The organism is Brevibacillus borstelensis, assembly GCF_003710865.1.
Taxonomy (GTDB): Bacteria; Bacillota; Bacilli; order Brevibacillales; family Brevibacillaceae; genus Brevibacillus; species Brevibacillus borstelensis.
In genome coordinates this window covers 41,422-63,173 of record NZ_RHHO01000037.1, presented here as the reverse complement: position 1 = coordinate 63,173, position 21,752 = coordinate 41,422, and the positions used below count along the sequence as shown (strand labels likewise).

At 54.8% G+C, this 21,752-nt stretch carries 20 protein-coding genes; 1 reads left to right on the top strand and 19 read right to left on the bottom strand.

All coding sequences use genetic code 11. The features are described 5' to 3' along the window. Positions 1–59: 59 nt before the first annotated feature. From EDM54_RS17845 to EDM54_RS17755, 19 genes are all read right to left on the bottom strand, one after another. Entirely contained in the window at positions 60–1,841 is a 1,782-nt protein-coding gene (locus tag EDM54_RS17845; RefSeq protein ID WP_003386964.1) for a M3 family oligoendopeptidase, read from the bottom strand. 165 nt (positions 1,842–2,006) lie between these two features. Further along, the gene (locus EDM54_RS17840) at positions 2,007–3,224 is read right to left on the bottom strand and encodes a M20 family metallopeptidase (RefSeq protein ID WP_031933292.1); all 1,218 of its coding nucleotides are present in this window, start codon (positions 3,222–3,224) and stop codon (positions 2,007–2,009) included. A 23-nt stretch (positions 3,225–3,247) separates the two neighbouring features. Further along, complete coding sequence (locus EDM54_RS17835; protein ID WP_024985044.1) at positions 3,248–4,207, bottom strand: P1 family peptidase; 960 nt, start codon at positions 4,205–4,207, stop codon at positions 3,248–3,250. Further along, positions 4,207–4,767: an ECF transporter S component gene (locus EDM54_RS17830; RefSeq protein WP_003386967.1), complete on the bottom strand. Its 561-nt coding sequence runs from the start codon at positions 4,765–4,767 to the stop codon at positions 4,207–4,209. Before EDM54_RS17830 ends, EDM54_RS17835 begins: the two co-directional genes overlap by 1 nt. Before the next feature lie 125 nt (positions 4,768–4,892). Beyond that, positions 4,893–5,729, bottom strand: coding sequence for an energy-coupling factor transporter transmembrane component T family protein (locus tag EDM54_RS17825; protein WP_003386968.1), 837 nt, complete (start codon positions 5,727–5,729; stop codon positions 4,893–4,895). 15 nt (positions 5,730–5,744) lie between these two features. Next, positions 5,745–6,605 (bottom strand): energy-coupling factor transporter ATPase, encoded by an 861-nt coding sequence (locus tag EDM54_RS17820; protein WP_003386969.1) that lies wholly within the window; start codon positions 6,603–6,605, stop codon positions 5,745–5,747. Beyond that, positions 6,602–7,471 carry an energy-coupling factor transporter ATPase gene (locus EDM54_RS17815; RefSeq protein WP_039071140.1) on the bottom strand — a complete coding sequence of 290 codons (870 nt, stop codon included), beginning with the start codon at positions 7,469–7,471 and terminating at the stop codon, positions 6,602–6,604. The genes EDM54_RS17820 and EDM54_RS17815 overlap by 4 nt, the downstream gene beginning before the upstream one ends. Before the next feature lie 20 nt (positions 7,472–7,491). Further along, positions 7,492–8,250, bottom strand: coding sequence for an SDR family oxidoreductase (locus tag EDM54_RS17810; RefSeq protein WP_039071141.1), 759 nt, complete (start codon positions 8,248–8,250; stop codon positions 7,492–7,494). A gap of 13 nt (positions 8,251–8,263) precedes the next feature. Continuing rightward, entirely contained in the window at positions 8,264–9,709 is a 1,446-nt protein-coding gene (locus EDM54_RS17805; RefSeq protein WP_122958572.1) for an aldehyde dehydrogenase family protein, read from the bottom strand. A gap of 3 nt (positions 9,710–9,712) precedes the next feature. Next, the gene (locus EDM54_RS17800) at positions 9,713–10,789 is read right to left on the bottom strand and encodes a tartrate dehydrogenase (protein ID WP_003386975.1); all 1,077 of its coding nucleotides are present in this window, start codon (positions 10,787–10,789) and stop codon (positions 9,713–9,715) included. A gap of 208 nt (positions 10,790–10,997) precedes the next feature. Then, positions 10,998–12,308 (bottom strand): sigma-54 interaction domain-containing protein, encoded by a 1,311-nt coding sequence (locus EDM54_RS17795; protein WP_024985040.1) that lies wholly within the window; start codon positions 12,306–12,308, stop codon positions 10,998–11,000. Next, complete coding sequence (locus EDM54_RS17790; RefSeq protein ID WP_122958571.1) at positions 12,305–12,550, bottom strand: hypothetical protein; 246 nt, start codon at positions 12,548–12,550, stop codon at positions 12,305–12,307. The genes EDM54_RS17795 and EDM54_RS17790 overlap by 4 nt, the downstream gene beginning before the upstream one ends. Positions 12,551–12,646: 96 nt before the next feature. Next, positions 12,647–13,318, bottom strand: a complete 672-nt coding sequence (locus EDM54_RS17785; protein ID WP_122958570.1) for a GNAT family N-acetyltransferase — start codon at positions 13,316–13,318, stop codon at positions 12,647–12,649. A gap of 24 nt (positions 13,319–13,342) precedes the next feature. Then, positions 13,343–14,032 (bottom strand): GNAT family N-acetyltransferase, encoded by a 690-nt coding sequence (locus tag EDM54_RS17780; RefSeq protein WP_039071322.1) that lies wholly within the window; start codon positions 14,030–14,032, stop codon positions 13,343–13,345. Between the two features lie 10 nt (positions 14,033–14,042). After that, the gene (locus EDM54_RS17775) at positions 14,043–14,900 is read right to left on the bottom strand and encodes a carbon-nitrogen hydrolase family protein (RefSeq protein ID WP_122958569.1); all 858 of its coding nucleotides are present in this window, start codon (positions 14,898–14,900) and stop codon (positions 14,043–14,045) included. 252 nt (positions 14,901–15,152) lie between these two features. Beyond that, a complete protein-coding gene (locus EDM54_RS17770; protein ID WP_122958568.1) occupies positions 15,153–16,412 on the bottom strand; it encodes a M20 family metallo-hydrolase in 1,260 nt (419 codons plus the stop codon). A 76-nt stretch (positions 16,413–16,488) separates the two neighbouring features. Then, positions 16,489–18,105 (bottom strand): amidohydrolase, encoded by a 1,617-nt coding sequence (locus tag EDM54_RS17765; protein ID WP_122958567.1) that lies wholly within the window; start codon positions 18,103–18,105, stop codon positions 16,489–16,491. A gap of 22 nt (positions 18,106–18,127) precedes the next feature. Further along, complete coding sequence (locus EDM54_RS17760; RefSeq protein WP_003386983.1) at positions 18,128–19,624, bottom strand: sodium:solute symporter family protein; 1,497 nt, start codon at positions 19,622–19,624, stop codon at positions 18,128–18,130. Beyond that, positions 19,621–19,821 carry a DUF3311 domain-containing protein gene (locus EDM54_RS17755; RefSeq protein WP_003386984.1) on the bottom strand — a complete coding sequence of 67 codons (201 nt, stop codon included), beginning with the start codon at positions 19,819–19,821 and terminating at the stop codon, positions 19,621–19,623. The genes EDM54_RS17760 and EDM54_RS17755 overlap by 4 nt, the downstream gene beginning before the upstream one ends. Positions 19,822–19,979: 158 nt before the next feature. Between EDM54_RS17755 and EDM54_RS17750 the strand changes: the two genes are divergently transcribed. Beyond that, a complete protein-coding gene (locus tag EDM54_RS17750; RefSeq protein ID WP_003386985.1) occupies positions 19,980–21,617 on the top strand; it encodes a PucR family transcriptional regulator in 1,638 nt (545 codons plus the stop codon). Positions 21,618–21,752: the final 135 nt, after the last annotated feature.

Below are 21,752 nucleotides of genomic sequence, written 5' to 3'. Positions count from 1 at the left end.
CCCTATACAAAAAAAGAAGAACCCGATCCATCAGGCTCTTCTTTGTCTATCGTACATATTTAACGCCGGGATGCAGCCAGGCTGACAAAGTGGTCAATATCCTCGGCAATCAATTGCAGCGAACCGCGCCAAAAATCAACGGAACGCACATCGACATCCATGATCGCTGCCACATCCGCGATTTTCTTTTTGCCGGTAACGGCCAAAAGCTCGTCGTACTGTTGGACGAACGACTGCCCGCGCTTGCGATACTCGGCGTACAGCCCTTTCGCAAACAAGAGGCCGAATGCGTATGGGAAGTTGTAGAAATTGTAGTCGCCATAGTAATAGTGAGGCTTGCACACCCACATATACGGATGCAGCACTTCGTGGTCCAACCCGTCCCCATAAGCGTCTTTTTGCGCTTGAAGCATTATTGCCTTCAGCTCGTTTACAGAGAGGGAACCGTCCTCGCGCCGTTTAAACAGTTCGGACTCAAACAGGTACCGGCTGTAAATGTCGACGATGACCTGACCTGCTCCGGAAAGGTCGTTTTCCAGGATCGCAAATGCTTCTTCCTCGGATGCCTGTTCCAATGCGGCCTTGGCGATAATCGTTTCGCAGAAGATGGATGCCGTCTCTGCAATCGGCATCGGATAATCACTGTTGAGGAAGGCCTCGCCAACGAGACATTCCCCGTGATAGCCGTGGCCCAGCTCATGGGCGAGCGTGCTGACGTCGTTGTAGCTTCCCGTAAAATTGGACATGATACGGCTCTCTTTGACGACGTGAAGGTTGTAGCAGAATGCTCCGCCGCGCTTTCCTTCTCTTGTCTCTGCATCAATCCAGTGGTTGTCAAAGGCCCTCGCCGCGTACTGTGCCAGCTTTTCGCTGAAACTGCCAAAATGCTTGACGATGAAGTCGCGCGCTTCCTGATACGTAAATCGCATGTCAGCTTCTCCTACCGGCGCGAACATATCATAAAACGGAAGTCCGTTTTCATGCCCCAGCAGCTTGGCTTTTGCCCGATAGTATTTGTGAAACGCAGGCAAACTTTCGCGCATCGCCGTCAGCATCGCATCCAGCGTTTCTTTGTCCATGCGGGAGTCCTGCAGCGTCTTATCCAGCGCAGACTCATAGCCGCGCAGCTTGGTTATCGTGATCACTTCTCCTTTGATTCCGTTCAAGCTGGCAGCGGATGATTCCTCAATTTTTTTATAAGCGGCAAGCTCCGCCTCGTAAGCCTTTTTCCGCAGCTCCGGATCTTTTTCAAAGGCCATATTGCGGACGACTGGCAGAGGTAGCTGTTTTTGTTCGCCATCGACCGTAATCTCGACCAAAAGGGTAGAGGTGAGCATCTCCTGCAGTTTTGCCCAGGCATTGGAGCCTGTGTTTTTCATTTTGGCCAGAATGATTTCTTCTTTTTCACTTAGCAAATATTTGCTCTTCTCTGCCGTTTCAGTAAGGAAATAACGATGGGTTTCAAGCAGAGGTGATTTCGCGATCAACATATCCAACTGTTCGAGTCCACCCAGCCACTTTTGAAAGAGAACGCCAGGCTCCACGAGCTCGACAGCTTGATCCTGAATCCGTTCCACGAGCTGCAACGCCTTTTCATTTTTCGCATCTACGCTTGCCGTCAGCTCGGCGAAGCCGTAAAGACGGGACTGTGTCTGCAGGATTGAGGTCAGCTTGGTTATGTACGCTTCCATTTTCTCGACTGCGTCGGCCTGCGATTGCAGGTTTTGCTTTGCCCATTTCTGCAGCTCTTCGATGGCCGCAGAAAGCTTCTCCCAGTCTTGTTTTAATTCAGGTGCTTCGAAAGACGTATACAATACGTCCAGATTCCAACGCATATCCATGCGGACGTGCCCCCTTTATCTTGGTCAGCCTTCTTTCTATTGTAAAAAAAATCTTATGGAGAGAGCAAGTTTTACCAATATATTTTTTCGATCCGCTCCTTCTGCAGTCGCAAGAAAACCTTGCTCTTGAAAAGAAGCAAGGTTCGTGTCCCGCTGTATCGCCATTCACGCATTGACGGGCTGTTTTAGAAACATTAGCGCGGACAAGGCGAATAACTGTGTCGATTCGACCAGCTGATCAATATCCACGTATTCATCGGCATGATGCGGGATGTGGCGATCCCCAGCACCGGTAGTCAGGATCGGAATTCCCGCCTGGTGCAGAAAGGTGCCATCGGTCGCGCCGGGAACGCCGTTGTACACCGGCTCCTTTCGCGTTAGCTCCCGATATGCCTCGCTGACCGCTGTCACGACCTCGGCATCCATCGGAGTCAGCGTCCATGGCCTTTCTTCGATGACCTCCAACGTCGCTTTGAAGCGGTCGTCCTCACGGGCAAGCTGCTCCAGTATTTGATTCATTTCCTGCCGCAGGGCTTGATGGTCCTGTCCCGGGACGGTACGGATATCCAGTGTCGTCATGCATTGGTCCGGGACGACGTTGATCTGCGCTTCTCCCCTGACGGGAGCCTGCAGAATCGTCGGCGTGATGCTGGGCCATCCTAACATTGGATGATTTCCCAACCGAGCCATTTCCTTTCTTTCCAGCTCCTCCAGAGCCACGATGGCTCTTGCCATCCGCGTGTTCGGATTGATGCCAGTCAGCGGCATAGCACCGTGAGCCATTTTCCCATAGGTACGGAGGATCGCTCGCATGGCGCCCTTCTGGGTAATGCACAACTGATTTTCCTCCGGCTCGCAAATGATCGCGGCATCTACGCCCCTGGCCCATCCCCTGCGAATGAAATCCTTGATGCCGATCATCATTCCTTCTTCGTCACAAGGAATGCAGAGCAGGATTTTTCCGTAAAACGGCAGCTCCGATCGCTGGATGGCCTTTACGGCGCAAATGGCCGCCGCCAGATTGCCTTTTGTGTCACATGAGCCCCGGCCGTAGATGCGGTTGCCCGAAATATGGCCCCCAAACGGATCATAGCTCCAGGCATCGCGGTCTCCTTCGGTAACGACATCCGTGTGAGCTTCAAAGAGGAGCGTTTTGCCCGGACGGCCGGAGTCATAAAAGGCAATGACATTGGGCCGTCCCGGCACCACTTCCTCATAAAAAACCTGAAGTCCCATCTGCCGCAAATAATCAGCCACAAACTGGGCGACCCGCTCTTCATTGCCATCTGCCTGCCCGGGTCGATAGACGCTGGGGATGCGGATCAAATCCTGTGTCAAGCGCACCACTTCTTTTTCATCGACACTCGATATGACTTGATTCATCATGATTACGCCCCTTTCCGATGTTAGCTTTTGATCGAATCGCATGAAGGCAGTCCGCCTGCAGGCTTTGCCGCTCTGACAGCACGAATGACTGCCTCAGCCAGTATCTCGGCCGAAAGAGCTCCGATCACATCTGCAGATGCTTCTATTTGACCGGTCCCCATCGCGAACAGCGTATCCCCGTCGTACATGGTGTGGATGGGACAAATGGTGCGGGCCAGCCCGTCATGTGCCATTTGCGCGATTTTGTTTGCTTCCGCTTTCGTAAGGATGGCATTGCTGGCGACGACCCCGATCGTCGTATTCGTGCCCGGGGGTATGAGGGAAAAAGCTTGTTTCTGCATGACATCGAGGCTGCTCAGAATCGTTCCGTCCTCATCCCGAGGTCCGGCCAGAATACGTCCTGTATCCGGCTCTTGGACATGGCCAACTGCATTTACAGCGACTATCGCACCGATCAAAAGTCCCCCTGGATATTTGCGAGAAGCAGAGCCGATTCCGCTTTTCATCGCATGGGCAAAGCCATTCAGCTTGCCGACAGTGGCCCCTGTTCCAGCACCGACGTTTCCTTCCGGGACAAGCTGCCGGCTCGCCCGAGAAGCAGCCAAATATCCCATCTCCCGTGTTGGCCTGATCCGCGGGTTTCCGACAGAGAGATCAAACAAGACGGCCGCAGGGACAATCGGCACAAGCCCAAAGCCTGTGTCCAGTCCCACTCCCTTCTCCTCCAGGTACTGCATCACACCGCTTGCCGCATCCAGACCGTAGGCGCTTCCTCCTGACAGACAAATCGCATGCACGCTGTTTACGAGGTTAATCGGGTCAAGCAGATCGGTTTCGCGGGTGCCCGGAGCTGAGCCCCGGACATCCACCCCGCAAACGGCAGGACGTTCTGCCAAAATAACCGTGCAGCCTGTCAATGCTTCGGTATCTTCCGCGTGCCCGACGAGAATGCCGGGGACATCTGTAATCGTTCCGTTCATCACTTGAAATCTCCAGAAATTTTTGACTTCTGTTTGCCCGAGGAGCCAATCTTTTTCCATGCAACTACGACGGCCAATGTCACGATAACGGAAACAATGGCCTCTGGAATCCCGCTGGTCACGGCGACAGTCGCTGCCACCCCCGCCGGCATGTAGCCGCGGATGACCGCCATGACCAGGACGAGGATCGTATTGGTCATGGAACCGACAAAGCCGGCGACGCCAATCGCTGCATACTGGTTGAATTGCCGCAAGCCCACGTAGGTGAAGTACGCGACCACGCCGATGAACAGGCGAGGCAGTATCGCTACCAGCGGATCTTTGAACAGAGGGACAGTTGCGTTTAAAAATGAAGAGACACCAAAAATAAGGCCAATGATGAGACCAACGCCCCAGCCCTCCATGATTCCGCCGATAATCGCCGGAATGTGCAGGATCGTCGCATTCCCGGCTGCCGTGGGCACAGGGATAAAGCCGAGACGGGTGACTCCGAGCAGAATTGCGATGGCTCCGAGCACACCAGCGATGACAATCTTTCGCACCGTCAACCCTTTTTCCATGCTTTCTCCTCCTTCGTTCGCTTTTTTATTGGATTCCCCGGTAGGGAGGACTCCCGTCGCAGCAGACCGAAACCCGATCCCCCGCGCACTTTACCCGCAGAAGACGGGCCAGCCCGATTTGTTCCTCACCACGGAATGATGAGCATGACAATAGCGAGAATCATACAGATCCCGACCGCCGCAAAGTCCTTTGGTGTCGCTCGGTAATGGGCATAGCGAGTACGAGCGGCACCAGGCGTATAGCAACGCGCTTCCATAGCGAGAATCAGGTCTTCTGCCCGGGAAAGAGCGACGTTAAAGAGCGGGATGATAATCGGAAACATATCTTTTGTCCGTTTCACGATCCTCCACCACTCGCCTGTGCCAAAATCGGCTCCTCTGGAGGCTTGCGCTTTCATCATCTTTTCCATTTCCATCGCAAAGGTAGGGACGAAGCGGATCGCGATGGTGATGATCAAAGCGAACGCATGCACGGGGAATTTCACCTTCTCCAGCGGCCCCAAAAGCCGCTCCATCCCATGGGTCAGCTCAGTCGTCGAGGTGCTCAGTGTAAGCACGCTGGACAGAAAAATGACTTCCACAAAGCGCATCGCGGAAACGACGACCAGCCGGATGACCTCGCTGGATATGGTGACAAAGCCGTATTGGAAGTAAATGGTCCCGCCACGGGCTATTTCACCGTAAAACAGCAGCTGCATGATCGCCAGAATAATGATGAATGGCACCGCTGGCTTGACCCCGGAGATCCCGTAGTGAAGCGGAATATGGGAAAGCCGAAACATGACCAGGCAAACCGCAAGCGCAAACAGGTTGCCGAGGTACGTATTGCACACCGCGATCGCCAAGATCATGATGACAAACGCTGTCACTTTGTATCTGGGATCGAGACGATGGATGACTGAACCCGTGGGAAGGTACTGGCCGATCGTTATATTGCGCGTCAGTTCAAATTCTGCTGACATCCTGCTCCCCTCCTCTCATCGCCCGATCAGATGGGCGATCTGGTCTGCTGCCTCGTCCACCGAGTATGCTCCCGGGTCGACCTGATAGCCTTCTGCACGAAGCCGATACAAAATATCGACACTCTCGGGTGTCCCGATATGATGCGTGTGGAGAAGCTCCTGATTGCTGAAAATAGACCGCGGGGTGCCTTCGCAGACCGCTCGCCCATTTGCCATCACATAGACACGATCCGCCAGATGGGCCACTTCCTCCATATTGTGGGAAACAAAAATAACCGTAAGGCGCTCCTCTGTGTTCAGCCGTTTGATCCTCTCCAGCAGCTCATTTCGGGAACGCGGGTCCAAGCCTGCAGTCGGTTCATCCAGCACGAGTATTTTGGGCTGGAGAGACAGTACGCCGGCCAAAGCGACCTTTCTCTTCTGACCGCCGCTGAGGGCAAAGGTCGGGCGGTCTTTCATCTCTTCAAAAGAGAGGCCTACCAGCTCCATCGCCCACTCGACGCGCCGCCGGACCTCTTCGATCGGCAGCCCCATTTTAAACGGACCGTAGGCAACATCGTCGCCGACCAGCTTTTCGAAAATTTGGTCTTCCGGATTTTGAAAGACGAGTCCGACTTGCCTGCGCAGAGCTTTTACGTCCAGTTTTGGATCGGAGACGTTCATGCCGTTTATGATCACCGACCCTGACTGAGGACGCATCAAACCGTTGAAGTGCTGAATCAATGTCGATTTGCCGGACCCGGTATGCCCGATGATCGCGATGCATTCCCCTCGATCAATCTGAATGCTGACGTCATCCAGAGCCCGGTGTTCCATCGGCGTTCCCTGCATGTACACATGTGACAGATGTTCGGTAACCAGGATGGGCTGTTTCAAGATCCGCTCGCCTCCGCCGTTCTGATGTGCAACCGCTTTACTTCCTCGACGATCTCATGGTTGTGGATGAGCGAAGAGGAAAAAGCGGGATGCTGCCTATGGACCAGATGGGCGATTCTGCTGGCATCCGGGACGTCCAGATGAAGCTCCTGCAGCCGCTCCTGATGGGCGAATACCTCACGGGGAGTGCCTTCCATCACGATCTGCCCGCCCTCCATGACGAGCACTCGATCCGCTTCCGCTACCTCTGACATATGGTGAGTAACCGTTACGATCGTCATTCCTTGCCTGTGCAGCTTGCGGACAACCCCCAGAATTTCCTGTCTTCCGTAGCTGTCGAGCATGCTCGTCGCCTCATCCATGACGAGGCACTGCGGCTTCATCGCCAATATGCCGGCAATGGCCACCCGCTGCTTCTGGCCCCCTGACAAATGATGGGGAGGGCGGTGTCGAAACGCACTCATCCCAACCGCTTCCAGAGCAAAATCAACCCGTTCCTTCATCTCAGCCGGAGCGACGCCGATATTTTCCAGGCCGAACGCCACATCATCCTCCACAATCGTCGCGACGATCTGGTTGTCAGGGTGCTGAAAAACCATTCCGACCCGGCTGCGAATCTCGTGAATGCGTGCTTTTTCCCGCGTATTGATCCCGTGTACCCAGACATCTCCCTCACTCGGTGTCAAAATGCCGTTCAAATGCTTGGAAATCGTGGATTTGCCCGACCCGTTATGGCCGATGATCGCCAAATACTCCCCCGAATACACCTCAAAAGAGACGCCATGCAATACAGGGATGGCCTGTTCCTGATTCATTTGATAGGAAAACGAGACGTTCTGTACACGAATGATTGCTTCCTTCGACACGCCGTCCCCTCCTTTACCCGTTAGATTCCGCGTCCTCCATCGATGTTGACGATCTCGCCGGTAACGATTTTGGCCAGATCACTGCATAAATAGAGAGCCGCCTGTGCAATGTCGTCCGGTTGAATCAATGCGCCCAGAGGAACGCTGCTCAAAAAGATATCCTTCGTATCCTTCTCGATCTGTTCCGCATCGCCGTGCATAAATTTGCTCAGCATGGGAGTCTCGGCAGGCCCCGGGTTGATCCCGTTCACGCGAATCCGATAAGGCGCAAGCTCGATCGCCAATGCTTTCGTCAGCATGATCGCCGCCCCTTTGGAAGCACAGTACGCATTCAGTCCCGGACGAGCGCGTACCCCCGCAATCGAGCAAATATTCAGAATAGAACCGCTCCCCTGCTGCTTCATTCTAGGCACAGCGTACTTTGACGTGAGATAGATCGATTTTACGTTTACATCCATTGTCCGCTGCCACTGTTCCTCCGATACTTCCTCAACCGGCGTGAACGCCATCGGAACGCCAGCGCAGTTGACGACAATATCGAGAGAACCGAATTGTTCCACCGTTCGGTTAACGGCGGACTCAACTGAACCGGCATCGGCTGCGTTTGTCTGAAGAGCCAGAGCCAGAGGACCGCATTCACCGGCTGTAGCCCCGGCAGATTCTCCGTTCAAGTCGACGACCGCTACCTGTGCTCCCTCTTTTGCAAAAAGCCGGCATATCGCCTTTCCCATCCCCGATCCGCCGCCGGTGACAAATGCCGTTTTTCCTTTCAGCAACATCTGCTCCCCTCCTTTACGGCTTCAGATTCATGACGACCATCTTCAGATCGGTCATCTCTTCGATGGCGTAATGGGGCCCTTCCTTGCCAAGACCGCTGTTTTTGATTCCCCCGTAGGGCATTACATCGTTGCGGTACGTGGAAACATCATTGATAATGACGCCGCCGTACTCCAGCACCTTGGCCGCCCGCATCGCCAAATTGAGATCATTCGTGAAAATGCCCGCCTGCAAGCCGTATGAAGAATCGTTGGCTGCAGCAAACGCTTCCTCGATCGTCTGGTAGGGAATGATTGTGACCACGGGTGCGAACACCTCCAGACAGTTTACTTTCATCTCTGGCCTCGTTCTCGTCAGGACAGTCGGATAAACGAGCGAGCCTTCCCGAACTCCGCCGTGCAAAAGCTCTGCGCCCTGCTCGACAGCTTCCTTTACCCAGCTCTCGGCCCGAATCGCTTCCGCCTCGCTGATCATCGGGCCGACGTCTGTTTCGGCGTCCTCTGGATCGCCGACGCGCAGGGCCCGCACCTCTTCCAGGAATTTTTGCGTAAACGCTTCGCGGATCGCTTCTGCTACAAATATGCGCTGCACCGCGATACATGCCTGCCCCGCATTGTGAAAACTGCGCTGAGCGATCTGTCTTGCCGCCAGCTCAAGATCGGCATCTTCGTGGACGATGTTGGGCGAATTGTTTCCCAGCTCCAGAGAGACTGGGCGCAATCCGCTGCGCTGCTTGATATACGTGCCGACCTCAGCCGAGCCGGTAAAGGTGTACATGGCGATCCGGGGATCGTCGAGCATCCAGTCGCCTACCTGGCTGCCTGAGCCTGTTACGATATTGACGTGTCCCTTTGGCAGGCCCGCTTGCTCCAGAATTTCCACCAGCAAAAAGGCAGAGATCGGGGTTGAAGTGGCCGGCTTCAGGACAACGGTATTGCCCCCTGCTAGTGCGGGTGCTACCTTGTGTGTACTGAGCAGCAGCGGATAGTTGAAGGGAGTAATGGCGCCGATCACGCCTTTGGGTACGCGAATGGCGAAGCCCAGCCGATTTTCTGAACCCGGTGTGGCAGCCAGCGGGACCATCTCGCCGGAAAGCCGTTTGACTTCTTCAGACGACAGACGGAGCGTGTTGATGACCCGATCCAGCTCCCCACGGGCGTCCTTTCTCGTTTTTCCGACCTCCCAGACGAGGGAAAGCTCCAGCTCTTCCCTTCTCTTCTCGGCGATCTGACTTGCCGCGAGCAATATATCGCTGCGTTCGGAAGGTGTCAGCGTACTGCTACGGAACGTCTGCAGCGCGTGGGTGACGGCATCCTCCACGTGCTGCTTGCCCGCTTTCGCAATCGTGGCGATCACCTTGCCGGTGTACTTATGGGTGACGGGAATGCTCTCCTCTGTCTCGATCCACTCGCCGTTGATATACAAACGATAATGCTGCACTTGAGCTGTCGTCCCTTCCATCTGTCATCCTCCCCTTCTGTACAATTGTTCACGGATCGCGTCGCCAAGCTCTCTCGTGGTGGCCTTCCCCCCAATGTCCGGGGTTCGGACCTCTCCGGCGATCAGGACATCCTCGATGCTGTCCAGCACCAGTTTGCCCAGCTCCCGCTCTCCCAGGTGATCAAGCATCATGCTGATGCTCCACAGCGTCGCGATCGGATTGGCGATGCCTTTTCCGGCGATGTCAGGCGCAGACCCGTGAATCGGTTCAAACATGGACGGATACTGCTTTTCCGGATTGATATTGCCGGAAGGTGCCAGCCCCAATCCGCCGACTACCGCTGCCCCCAGGTCTGTCAGTATATCGCCGAACAGATTGCTGGCGACTACGACATCAAAGGATTCAGGCCTGCTGACAAAAAACGCAGACAGGGCATCAATATGTGTGAGCTGGGTTTCGATATCCGGATAGTCGCTGCTGATCTCTTTGACGATCTCATCCCAAAACGGCATGGAGTGATTGATTCCATTTGATTTGGTGGCCGCCGTGAGCCTCGTCTTTCCGGTCGCTTTGGCAAGCTCAAACGAAAAGCGGACGATCCTCTCGATCCCGTAGCGGGTAAAGACGTTGTTTTGCACTGCCAGTTCATACGGCGTACCGACATGGAGACGTCCTCCCATGTTCGAATATTCCCCTTCCGTATTTTCCCTGACTACGACAAAATCCAGATCGTCGTGCTGCTTGTAGCGCAGCGGGCTTTCCAAACCGCGCAGCAGCTTGATCGGGCGAAGATTGACGTACTGTTGAAAACTCCGGCGTATCGGCAGGATCAGCTCCCAGACAGAAATATGGTCGGGTACGCCCGGTGCCCCGATCGCTCCCAGCAGGATCACGTCAAACGGCCGCAATCTCTGCAAGCCATCCTCAGGCATCATCCGGCCGTGCTCCCGATAGTACTGGCAATTCCACGGAAAAGATTCCGTTTGAAACGAGATGCCGCCATGAATGTCAGCGATGGATTGCAGCAGCGACAATCCTACCTCCATTACTTCAGGTCCAATTCCGTCTCCTGGAATGACCGCAGCCGAGTAATGTTTCATGAAAGCGACTCCTTTGCAATGAAGTTTTGTTACACGAACTTCTTGCAAGGCTCATGCCAAATCAGTATGTTTCAAATATTCCGTCAATTATCGGCCGGATATCGGCCGTAATGTTTCATCGCTGTTTCATACCATCGATTTTTGTTGCAAGCTTGTTGCAAGTGCAACAGCCAAATTCCATAAACTGGTTTCCCTCATTCCCCATCCACTAAGGCAGCATCACCCCGTATTTTTTTAGCTTCCGCCAAAGCGTTGTCCGATCCATCCCCAGTATTTTCGCCGCCTCCGCCCGATTTCCTTTTGTCTCTTGCAAAACGCGGCGGATCAAATCTGCTTCGTCAATGGCTGGCTGAATATCCTGCACCTTCCTGCCGCGCTGCACTTTCTTCGCAAAAAAAGCAGCATCGGATAAATCCAGGCGGCCTCCCTTGCAGAGCAGCACCATTCTCTCCACTACATTGCGCAACTCCCGGACGTTTCCAGGCCAATCGTGTTTGGCAAACAGCTCAAACACCTGCTCGCTCACTTCTACGATGCATCTGTCATCTCTCTCTTCGATCTCGCGGATCATCGACCAGACAAGGGCGGGAATGTCATCGGGCCTCTGGCGCAGGGGCGGGAGCTCCAAGGTCAGGACATTGAGCCGGTAGTACAGGTCAGAGCGAAATTCCATCCTGCCGATCAGCTCCTCCAGGTCGCGGTTTGTCGCTGCAATGATCCGGACATCTACGGGAAAAATTCGCTCTCCCCCAATCCGGCGCACTTTTTTCTCCTGCAGTACGCGCAATAGCAGCGCCTGGATAGGCAGGGACATCTCGCCGATTTCGTCCAAAAAGAGCGTTCCTCCGTGAGCCAGCTCAAACAGTCCCGGCTTGCCGCCTTTGCGGGCCCCTGTAAAGGCCCCATCCTCATAGCCGAAGAGCTCGCTCTCCAGGAGGTTCCCCGGCAGCGCCGCACAGTTGACAGCGACGAACGGCCCCGTTGCCCGCTGGCTGCAGAGATGCATTCCTTGTGCAAACAGCTCCTTCCCGGTTCCGGTCTCACCGAGTATCAGAACGGTCGCATCGGTCATTCCGAAGGTCTCCGCCAGCTCCCTCGCTTCTCGGATCGCGCTGGACTGGCCGACGATGTCTTCGAGTCGGTATTTTGCTTCCAGACCGCTTTCCATGCTCTGCTTGCGGATGCGGAGCTCCATTTTCTGAATATCGGTGATTTCTTTAAACGTACTGACAGCCCCGACAATGTCACCGTCTATGGAAATGGGCAAACGGTTGATGATGATTTGGCGGTTCAACACGGTTGCGATATCGCCGATCTCCCGCTTTCCTGTAGCCAGAATGCGGAGCATGTCGGAATGGGGAATGTACCGCGTGATCTTTTCCCCGACGATATGCGGCGGCAGGCCGAGAATTTCCAGGGCGTTCTTGTTCACCCAGATGACCGTCGAGTTTTGGTCTACCGCGATAATGCCGTCATGAGAAGCGTCCAGAATCGCCTGTATGAGCGTGTGATCCTTCATTTTTCGATGCCTCCTTCCTGCGCCCGATCCAGCATCAGGTCTACTTCCGCAGAAGGCTTCCCGGCAGCTTTTTTGCGCTTCCGTTTCTTTTTGCGCAAAGTCAGGATCGCGGTCAGCATGAGAACGAGCGTGGCGAGCTGTACAGGCTGTGTCAGCGAAGCGTCCAGCCACCCGCTCATCCCGAGCAATTGGAAAAGGACCGCCAGATAAAGTATAATCGATGCCCAATTTTGCTTTTTCACCGTTTTTCCCCTTCTATCCGCTAGAATCCCGCATGTTTATGGAAAAAGACTCCCGGGAAGCATGATCGCTTTCCAGGAGTCGATGCAGCGCGTTGGCTAAATCGGACGAAGCGCCAGGGTTTCGCGTCCGGCCAGGTCTTCCACCATATCATGCCACGCTTTCGGTTTTTGCGGCAGCACAGCGTAGTACCTCGTCAAAAAGGTCTTCACGAGAGACGCTTCCAGCTCCTGCTGGTCCTCATTTGTCGGCATGAAGCACAAGTCCAGGCCTGCAACGGCTTCGCCATCGTTTTGCCAGGACGGGTGAACATAAGGGAAATCAATCCGCTTGTAGCCCAGGTGGGAGAGCACCTCCCGGCGTACGAACGGGTCCATCGGCTTGATCCCGCCAAACGCATGCTCTTGTACCCGATACGGGTCGTAAATTTCGGCAAACATGCCGTACAGCTCTTTTCCGTTTTCCTTTGCCAGATTCATCAAATCCTTCTGGCGCTCGCGGGCGAGGAAACGGCCAATTCCCAAACCTTCACGGCCGATGATCGTGAAGTCGGTCATTGCTACGTTCAGGTCCGTATAGTAACGGTATTCGGTGGCGCCAACCACTTCCCCGTTCTCTACAGCGACAAACACACGGATGCCCGGGTCCTCAAGCGGCTCCTTCCACAGGTCAAAGTCCAGCACTTCCTCCGGCGGAAATACTTCCTGCATGAGCCGGTGCATGCTTGCAAATAGCGGGTCCGAAATGTTTTGAATGCGAACATACTGCATGTGTGACTCCTCCCAATTTCTCTCCTATTTTATGAACGGGTCCGCTGGCCGAGAACGAAATGGATTTTTCCATTCCATCAACGCGGCATAGTTATGCGATTCCTCGTCTTCCAAATAATTGGCCACTACTTTTACAGGCGTACGGCCGCAGCGCATCAAAAAGCTGATCACAGGGTCCTTCAGCTCGCCCTTCACTACTTTTTCCAGGTACGCTTCCGCCGACATCCCAGACGCATGCCGCCCATATCCGGGCATGCGGCCACCCCCGAGCAGCCGCTCCAATCCTCTGTGTACGACCAATTCATACATCGCCTGCATCATGCTCATCCCAAGCCGCCATTTGCGGTAAGCCGGGCGTATGCAAATATCCACGACATACAGCGTATTTCCGTCAGGATCGTGATTGCGGATGTACCCGGAGTCGGTTACTTCCTCCCAGGTGTGGTCCGGATGCTCCGGATCGTAGGAAACGAGCAGACTCGTCATCGAGCCTGCCAGTACGCCCTCCACCTCGATGCAGATCGCACCTTCCGGAAACAGTGTGACATGATTGGTTAGCTGCTCTTCGTTCCACCACAGCTCGGAGGGAAACGGCGGAGGAAAGCTCTCCTGCTGGATGCGGATCAGCTCCGCATAATCCTCTCGTGTGTAGTTGCGAATCACGGCTTTGGCCGGCTTGTCCTCGTGAAACACAAAAAGTTCTTTCCGATACACGGCTGCACCTCTATTTCCAATCGGGATACAAATCGATCCTGCGATCGCGCCAGGTCGTGACGGAGCCTTTTTCCCTTACGTCATACAACAGCTGCAGGTCCAAATCCGCTGTCACCAGCATATCGTTGTTGAGCTCGCCCTCGACAAGGACGCCCTGCGGCGGGAATGGAATGTCGTTTGGCGTGAGCACTGCCGCCTGCCCAAAATTCGCCCGCATGAAGTCGACTGTCGGCAGCGATCCCACGGTTCCCGTCACAACCACGTACACCTGGTTCTCGATGGTTCGGGCATGGCTGGTGTAACGGACGCGGTGAAACGCGTGGCGATCGTCCGTGCAGGATGGACAGAATATCACGTCGGCGCCACGGGCTTTCGCCATCCGCACCAGTTCGGGAAACTCGATGTCATAGCAGATGATCATCGCCACTTTGCCCTTGTCTGTCTCAAAAATGTGCAGGTCGTCGCCGGCGCCCATATTCCAGCCTTTGATCTCCCAAGGCGTGATGTGAATCTTTTTTTGCTGACCGACGCGGCCATCAGGGTAAAACAGGAACGCCGTATTGTACAGACGCCCGTTTTCCTGGATAATGTGCGTGCCCCCGACGATATGCATCTGATGACGCTGTGCCAGCGTGGTAAACAAATGTATGTACGCCTCCGTAAACGACGGGAGGTCATTGATCGTCAGCGCGTTTCCTTGCCCGTCTCCGATGGACATCAACTGGGTCGTGAACAGCTCGGGAAACAGCAAAAACTCGGTTTCATACTCCTCAGCCGTCTTTACGTAATGCTCAACCTGATTGGCAAACTCCTCAAAGCTATGAATGGTATGCAGATGATACTGCACGGCAGAAACGCGCATCTTCATGGGAAACCTCCTTGCAGCACGCAGCTAAGTACGTAGATATACGGTAAATGATAGCAAAAAAAGCGGGTAAAGTCTCTCTTATTTGCAGCTAAAATGCAAGACGATGCCTTCGCTGACACCTTGGCTCGCAACTCTCTCTTCCGTATCGGTTCTTTTGTACCAGATTTTAAGGTTCACACAAGTAAACCAGGCTCCTTTTCTGGCAGCAGAAACGGCCTTCTCTTTTGTCAGAAGGCCGTTTGAGCCGAATCGTTATTTGTTTGCCGCCATTCGAACAACGGTCCGGTACAGCAGCTCGGTGCCAAGCGCAATATCTTCATACGTCGAAAACTCCTGCGGATTGTGGCTGATACCGTCTTTGCAGCGGACGAAAATCATGCCGTAATCACAGACGTACGAAAGCGCCAGGGCATCGTGGAAGGGGCCGCTCATCAGCTCGGGAGGATTGAATCCCAGAGCGCCGCTCTCTTCCCGCATGATCGCTTTGATCCAGTCGGCGCAGTACCGGGGTTCGCTGTTGGTATCCTCCGTAATCGTATAACGAAGTCCACCTTCTTGTGCGGCCTGCTCGATCGCGGCCCGCAATTCCCGCTCCCGCTGATTGCGTCTCAAAAGGTCGATATCCCTGAGATCGATGGAAAAGCGAACGCGCTCCGGGATGATATTGCGCGAGTCGGGAAATACCTCCAGATGGCCGACGGTCCCCACTGTTGGAGCCTCCGGGTCGGATTTGGCAATTTCATGCAAGGCCGTGATGACTTTGGCCGCCCCTACCAATGCATCCTTTCTCATCCGCATCGGTACAGAACCGGCGTGACCGGCAAAGCCTTCAAACTCGACCGTCCACCAAAGCGGACCGGAGATGCCGCTGACGATGCCTACAGGCTCCTCAATCTGATCGAGGATCGGTCCTTGTTCAATATGAAGCTCCAAAAAAGCGCCGATGCTGCCTTCGGGATAGACAGACTCCTGCAGGCGCTCGGGGTCACAGCCGAATTCCTGCAGCGCTTGGCTCCGGGACACGCCGTTTTTGTCCGTACGCGCAAGCTCGCCTTCCTCCAGCTTGCCGAGTATCCCCCGCGACCCGAACAAGCCCTTTTGAAAACGACAGCCCTCCTCATCGCAGAAGGCGACGACCTCAATCGTCTGCTCTGGCCGCAGTCCCTGTTCCTTGAGTGTCTGAACAGCCTCCAGCCCGCCCAATACGCCGATCGTCCCGTCGAATCGCCCTCCATACGGCTGCGAATCGATATGGGAGCCGATCATCAGCACGGGAACAGCCGGGTTTTGTCCCTCAAGCCGACCGATCAGGTTGCCGAACTGGTCGATTCGGGCGGAAAGTCCTGCTTCCTCCATCCAGCTTTTGACCAATTCCACTCCCGCCCGGTCCTCCGGGGAAAGGGCCAGACGGCATACTCCTGTTTCCCCGATCTTGCCGATCCGGGCCAATGCCTCAATCCTTTGCTTCAAGCGCTCCTGATTGATCTGGAGCTGCCTGGTCTCCACGTTCATTTTCCGCGACCTCCTTTTGATTCTCGCAAAAGAACGGTTTGCCGTTTTTCACGAAAGGAATGGACGAAAGAGGTGCTTACTTCGCCATGGCTTCCTGACTGGCATACACGACCTCTCCGTCAATCATCGTTAGGCTAACTTGCAAATCCTTGATGGCTTCCTTCGGCACATCCAGCATTCTCCCGTTGACGACGACCAGATCGGCCAGCTTTCCCGCTTCGATGCTCCCTTTCAGCCCTTCTTCAAAGCTGGCGTACGCACCGTGAATGGTAAACATTTTGATGGCGTCCATGACGCTGACTGCTTGCTGCTCTCCTACCGTTGCCCCGTTTCTGCTCTTGCGATTGACAGCGGCATGGATGCCGACGAGAGGAGAATAGCCTGTTACCGGACAATCGGATGCACCCGCGGCGATGATGCCATTCCGGAAGAAGTCACCGACCGGATACATGTATGCCGAGCGTTCTCCGAGATTCTTCAGATAGCTCTCCCCGTACTCGTACAAAAAGGCCGGATTCGGTGTCGGAATGACACCCAGCTTTGCCATCCGCTGCACCAGATCAGGGGCGGATACGCCAGCATGCTCGATCCGATGGCGATGGTTCTGGCGAGGATGCTTTTCGAGCGCTTCTTCAAAGCAGGCGAGCAGCAGCTCAATGGCCCGGTCTCCCTGAGCGTGGGCTGTAATCTGGAATCCCTTTTCATGTGCTTCTATTAAAATCCTATTCAATTCGTCCTGGGAATAGTAGAGGATTCCACTGTCCCCCGGCCTGCTGGCAAACGGCTCGCGCATCGCCATTGTCGGCGCGATGCTGGCACCGTCGACGAACACTTTTGCCGGTCCGATTCGGAAGCGCTCGTCCCCAAGACCGGTGACAATCCCGGCATCGATGACTTTGCGGACAAAGGCGTCCGATTGATTTAGCGCGCAAATCATCGCATAGATGCGCACCTTGACATCGCCGGCCTGTACGGCCTTTTGCATGGCCCGCAAATTGTCCGGCCCGTACCCGCCTGCATCGTGCACGCTCGTGATTCCCGCGGCGACAAAGTCTTCGGAGGCGAGTCGAAGCCCTTCCCGGTACTCCTCCTCCGAAAAGGCAGCAGCCTCAAACATTTGCATATGCGCCGTCTCCACAAGCAGCCCTGTTAGTACTCCTTGTTCATCACGGTCCAATCTGCCCCCCTGCGGATCGGGCGTATGCTCGTCAAACCCTGCCCTGCCTAGCGCTTCCGTATTGACGATGGAGTGATGGGCACAGGTCCGCATGACAAAGACCGGATGCTTTTCCGAAACGCTGTCCAGCTCCTGGCGAGTCGGGAACCGCTTTTCGCGCATACGGTTCTCGTCAAAACCGCAGGCCCGCACCCACTTTCCTTCCGGTGTGCGGGATGCTTGCTCCCGCAAGGCTTCCAGCAGGTCTTCGATCGAGTCGATTCCTCTTGCCTTGCAGTCGACGCCCAGCTTGTTGGTCCCGTAAATGGTGATGTGCAGATGGGAATCAATAAAACCGGGCAGCAAGCTTTTGCCTTCCAAATCGATTACCCGTGTCAGCGGGCCTATGTATTTGCTGACTTCTTCATTCGTGCCCACTGCCGAAATACGGTTGCCGCTGACAGCAACCGCCTCCACAATGCGTTCGTACCGATCTACCGTGATCACTTGTCCGTTGAGAAATACTGTATCTGCCATAAAAAAGTCTCCTCCTTTTAGCTTATACCGGCTGGTGTGTTTCGTCTCCGGCGATGGCATCTTTCTCTCTCGCCTGAACGATACGCTGCGTAATGACATGCACCGCGAACATGACAACCAGGTTGATAAAAAGAGCGATTACTCCGACGTTCAGGTCTTTGACAACAGAGGGCAGCGAGGGAAACAGCGTCCCGACACTGACCTGGGCGATAGTCACATAAGCGACGGTCAACACCCCGCTCGCGATTCCGGCGAAAGCGCCGTATTTGTTCACGAGCGGACGTGCAGGCACGCAGAACAGCAGAGCGGGAAATAGCTGTGTAACGAGGCTGTACCCCATCAGCAGCAGGGTGACGAGCGTATCTCCTCCGCTGAGCGTAAAGTACAGGCTGATCAGCGATAAAACCGGCACCAGGCTTTTGGCAAGCCAGGGAAGCTGCTTGTCGCCCACACTTGGCAGCAGAACCTTGATCACGTTTTTCGAAAGAAGGGTCGCCGCCGTCATCAGCAGCATCGAGCCCGGAACGAGCGCTGTCAGCAAACCGGCAGCGCCGATCAGTCCGACGATCCACGGGTCAAAGGTCTGGATCGACAGCCGGAGAAGCGACAAATCGCCGTCTGCTCCTTTCAGGCCTGGCACCTGCAGGATTGCGGTAAAGCCGACGAAAAAGACGAACAGCAGCATCAGCGTATAGAGCGGAAGCATGACGGTGTTTTTTCGGAATACACGGGCGCTTTTCGCCGAAAAAATGGAACCGAACGTATGCGGCCACATGTAAAAGCCCAGCACCGTCAACAGGACAGTCGAGATAAACCAGGAAATGCTCATTCCTTCTTTGGGAAAGGTCAGGAAACCGGGATTGGCAGCGTGAACGGCTTCGAACATCGGCCTGATGCCTCCATAGTAATGATACGGCAGGTACAGACCGAGAAAGACCACGACAAAGAAGATCATGATGTCCTTGATGGCCGCAGTCCAGGCCGAGCCGTGTATGCCCGAGATCATGACGTAGGCGGTCACGGCGAGCACGCCGATCCATACAGCCGCAGAGGGAGAGATGGAGCCGTATGATGCTTCCGAGACGATGATTCCCAGCCCTTTAAACTGGAGGACCAGATAAGGAATGATCGCGAGTACGCCGACAGTCGCAACGAGGATGCCGAGAACCGGGCTTTTGTATTTGCTTACAAAAAAATCGGACTGGGAAACAAGCTTGTGTTCCTTGGCGTACCGCCAGATGGGAGGAAGCAGCCAATAGGAGAGGACGTATGCGAGCGAGATGTAGGCAAGCACATAGTAAGCCGGAGCTCCCTTGGAATAGGCCCATCCGCTGCCCCCGAGGAAGGTGAAGGTCGTATAGATTTCGCCTGCCACCAGCAAAAAGATGAAGATCGTGCCAAAGCCGCGTCCGCCTACGGTCCACTGCTCCATGTTCATGTCTTTTCCCTTTTGGGCGCGAATGCCGAAATAAAGAGCGGCAAGCAGGGATGCGAAGATGATTAACAGCGCATGGTTCATCCTTCTTCCTCCTCTCTGTTGACCGGGTCCAGCTTGTTGACAAGGGCCATGATGCCCGAGGTCAAAACGACCCACATCACGATCCAGAAAAGAACGAAAGGCATCCCCAAAACATAAGGCTCGACGCGGTTCACAAACGGGATTCCGCCGAGCATCCCAACGAACGGTACGAACCCCAACCAATCCTTCGCTTTCACTCACCCTACCCCCAATCAAATGGATGTTGGTTGCTTGCCGATCGGCCGATCGAACATGTATGGTATTATTATCGAAAGATTCAATCTTTTCCTTTGTCCACGTTTCCAGAAAGCGGATGGTTTTTTTGTTCCATTTACTAAACATGTGGAGGGATCGCATGATAACCGTACGTGAACTCATCTCTGTCGTCGGCTGGGGACCCAATGCCGTGCTGGCAGGCGAATCCTTTTTGGACAAAGAGCTTATCGCCGTTACGTCGTTTGATTCCCCCGACGGATACAAGTGGCTTCACAAAGGCGAATTTGTCCTGACAACCGGCTATCCGTTTGTCACAGACAGGCAGACGCGCGAAGCAAGGCTGCTGCGGCTAATTGACGAGCTGGCCGAGATCGGCACCCCCGGCTTTGCCATCAAGCTGGGCCGATACATCGACGAGCTCCCCGCCCGCGTCATTGAGCGGGCCAACGAAAGGCAGATGCCGATCCTCTCCTTTCCGATGGACAAGGCCTGGTCGGACATCATTATCCCTGTCGCGCACTACATAAACGCCAAGCAGCGGGAGGAGCTGGATCGGACCCATGCCATCTACGAGGTGTTTCACCGCCATCTCACCAGAAACGGCAGTGTCGAAAATTTGGCCGAGCTGCTCCACGATATCCTGCAAACGCCTGTCAGTATTTACGCCAGAACCCCCAAATGGAATTGGCATGTGCCTGCCCCTATCGAACATTCGCCCGGACTGGAAGAATTGCTGACATCGACCCGAAACGCCCGGATGCACTCGCAACTGTCCCGTTATCGCGACCAGCATCTCATTCGCTGGCTTGTACATAACAATCGCCGGGAGGGAGCTGTTGTCCTGTGGAACGTCACACGCGAGCTGTTTCCCTGGGAAAACGTTGCGCTGGAACAGACAGCTGCCCTGCTTTCGCTGGAAATCGAGCGTCACTACACCGTCGTATCGACGTACCAGCGTTTTCGCAATGATTTTCTCCAGCTTCTTGTATCCGGAAAAGAGCAATCGACTGACCTGCTCATACGCAAGGCGGAGGAGCTCGACTGGGAGCTGGCGGACCGCTATGTGGCTGCTGTCATGCAGGCTACAGCCGGTTCCGCCAGCGACATGAAGGCCTGGAGTGAGCATGAAGCTGTGCTTGAGACAATTCGGAACCACTGGGAAACCCATCGGCCCCCGATCTTGTGCGGGCTGGATCGCGAGCATCGGATATTGCTGCTCTTTCCGGTGCAGGCTGATACGGTGGTTCAGCCTTCCGAAGAGCTGCTCGCCAGCCTGGAGATGTTGATACAGAAAAACAGGCAGCGCTCCATGTCCATCGGTATTGGCCGTTCCTATCCCGGCTTGGGTGGCATTGCCCAGAGCTACCATGAAGCGGTGATCAGCTGTCGGGCTGCGAGAGAAGGTGCCCCGCCCAATTCCGTCGCGGGTGCAAAATCTGCCCTGACGATCCGCCAATTTTCGTCACTCGGCATCGAGCGTATTTTGTTTGCCGAGTCCCCCGATCAAGAAGCCCGCCAGTTGGCTGATGAGTGCCTGTCCGCGCTGGCCGAATACGACCGGGAGCGCAAGGGCCAGCTGATCGACACCCTCCGTATGTTTTTGGCCTGCGATGGCAATCACGCCGAAGCTGCCAAGAAATTGTACGTCCATAAAAACACAGTCAAATACAGGCTGCAGATCATCCGGGATTTGACTGGACTTCACCCCGAGAAAGGTCATGATCAACTGTTATTTCGTATCGCTTTGACCGCTTACAAAGACAGCCCGGTGGTGTAAAGATGCCGTCCGTTTCGCGTTCTGGAATAACTGACAGGTTCACACGATGAAATGACAAGGCTCTGCAATGAAACCTTCCGGAAAATCAAAAAACCTCTGGCCTAACTCAGACCAGAGGTTTTTGCATTTGCTCAA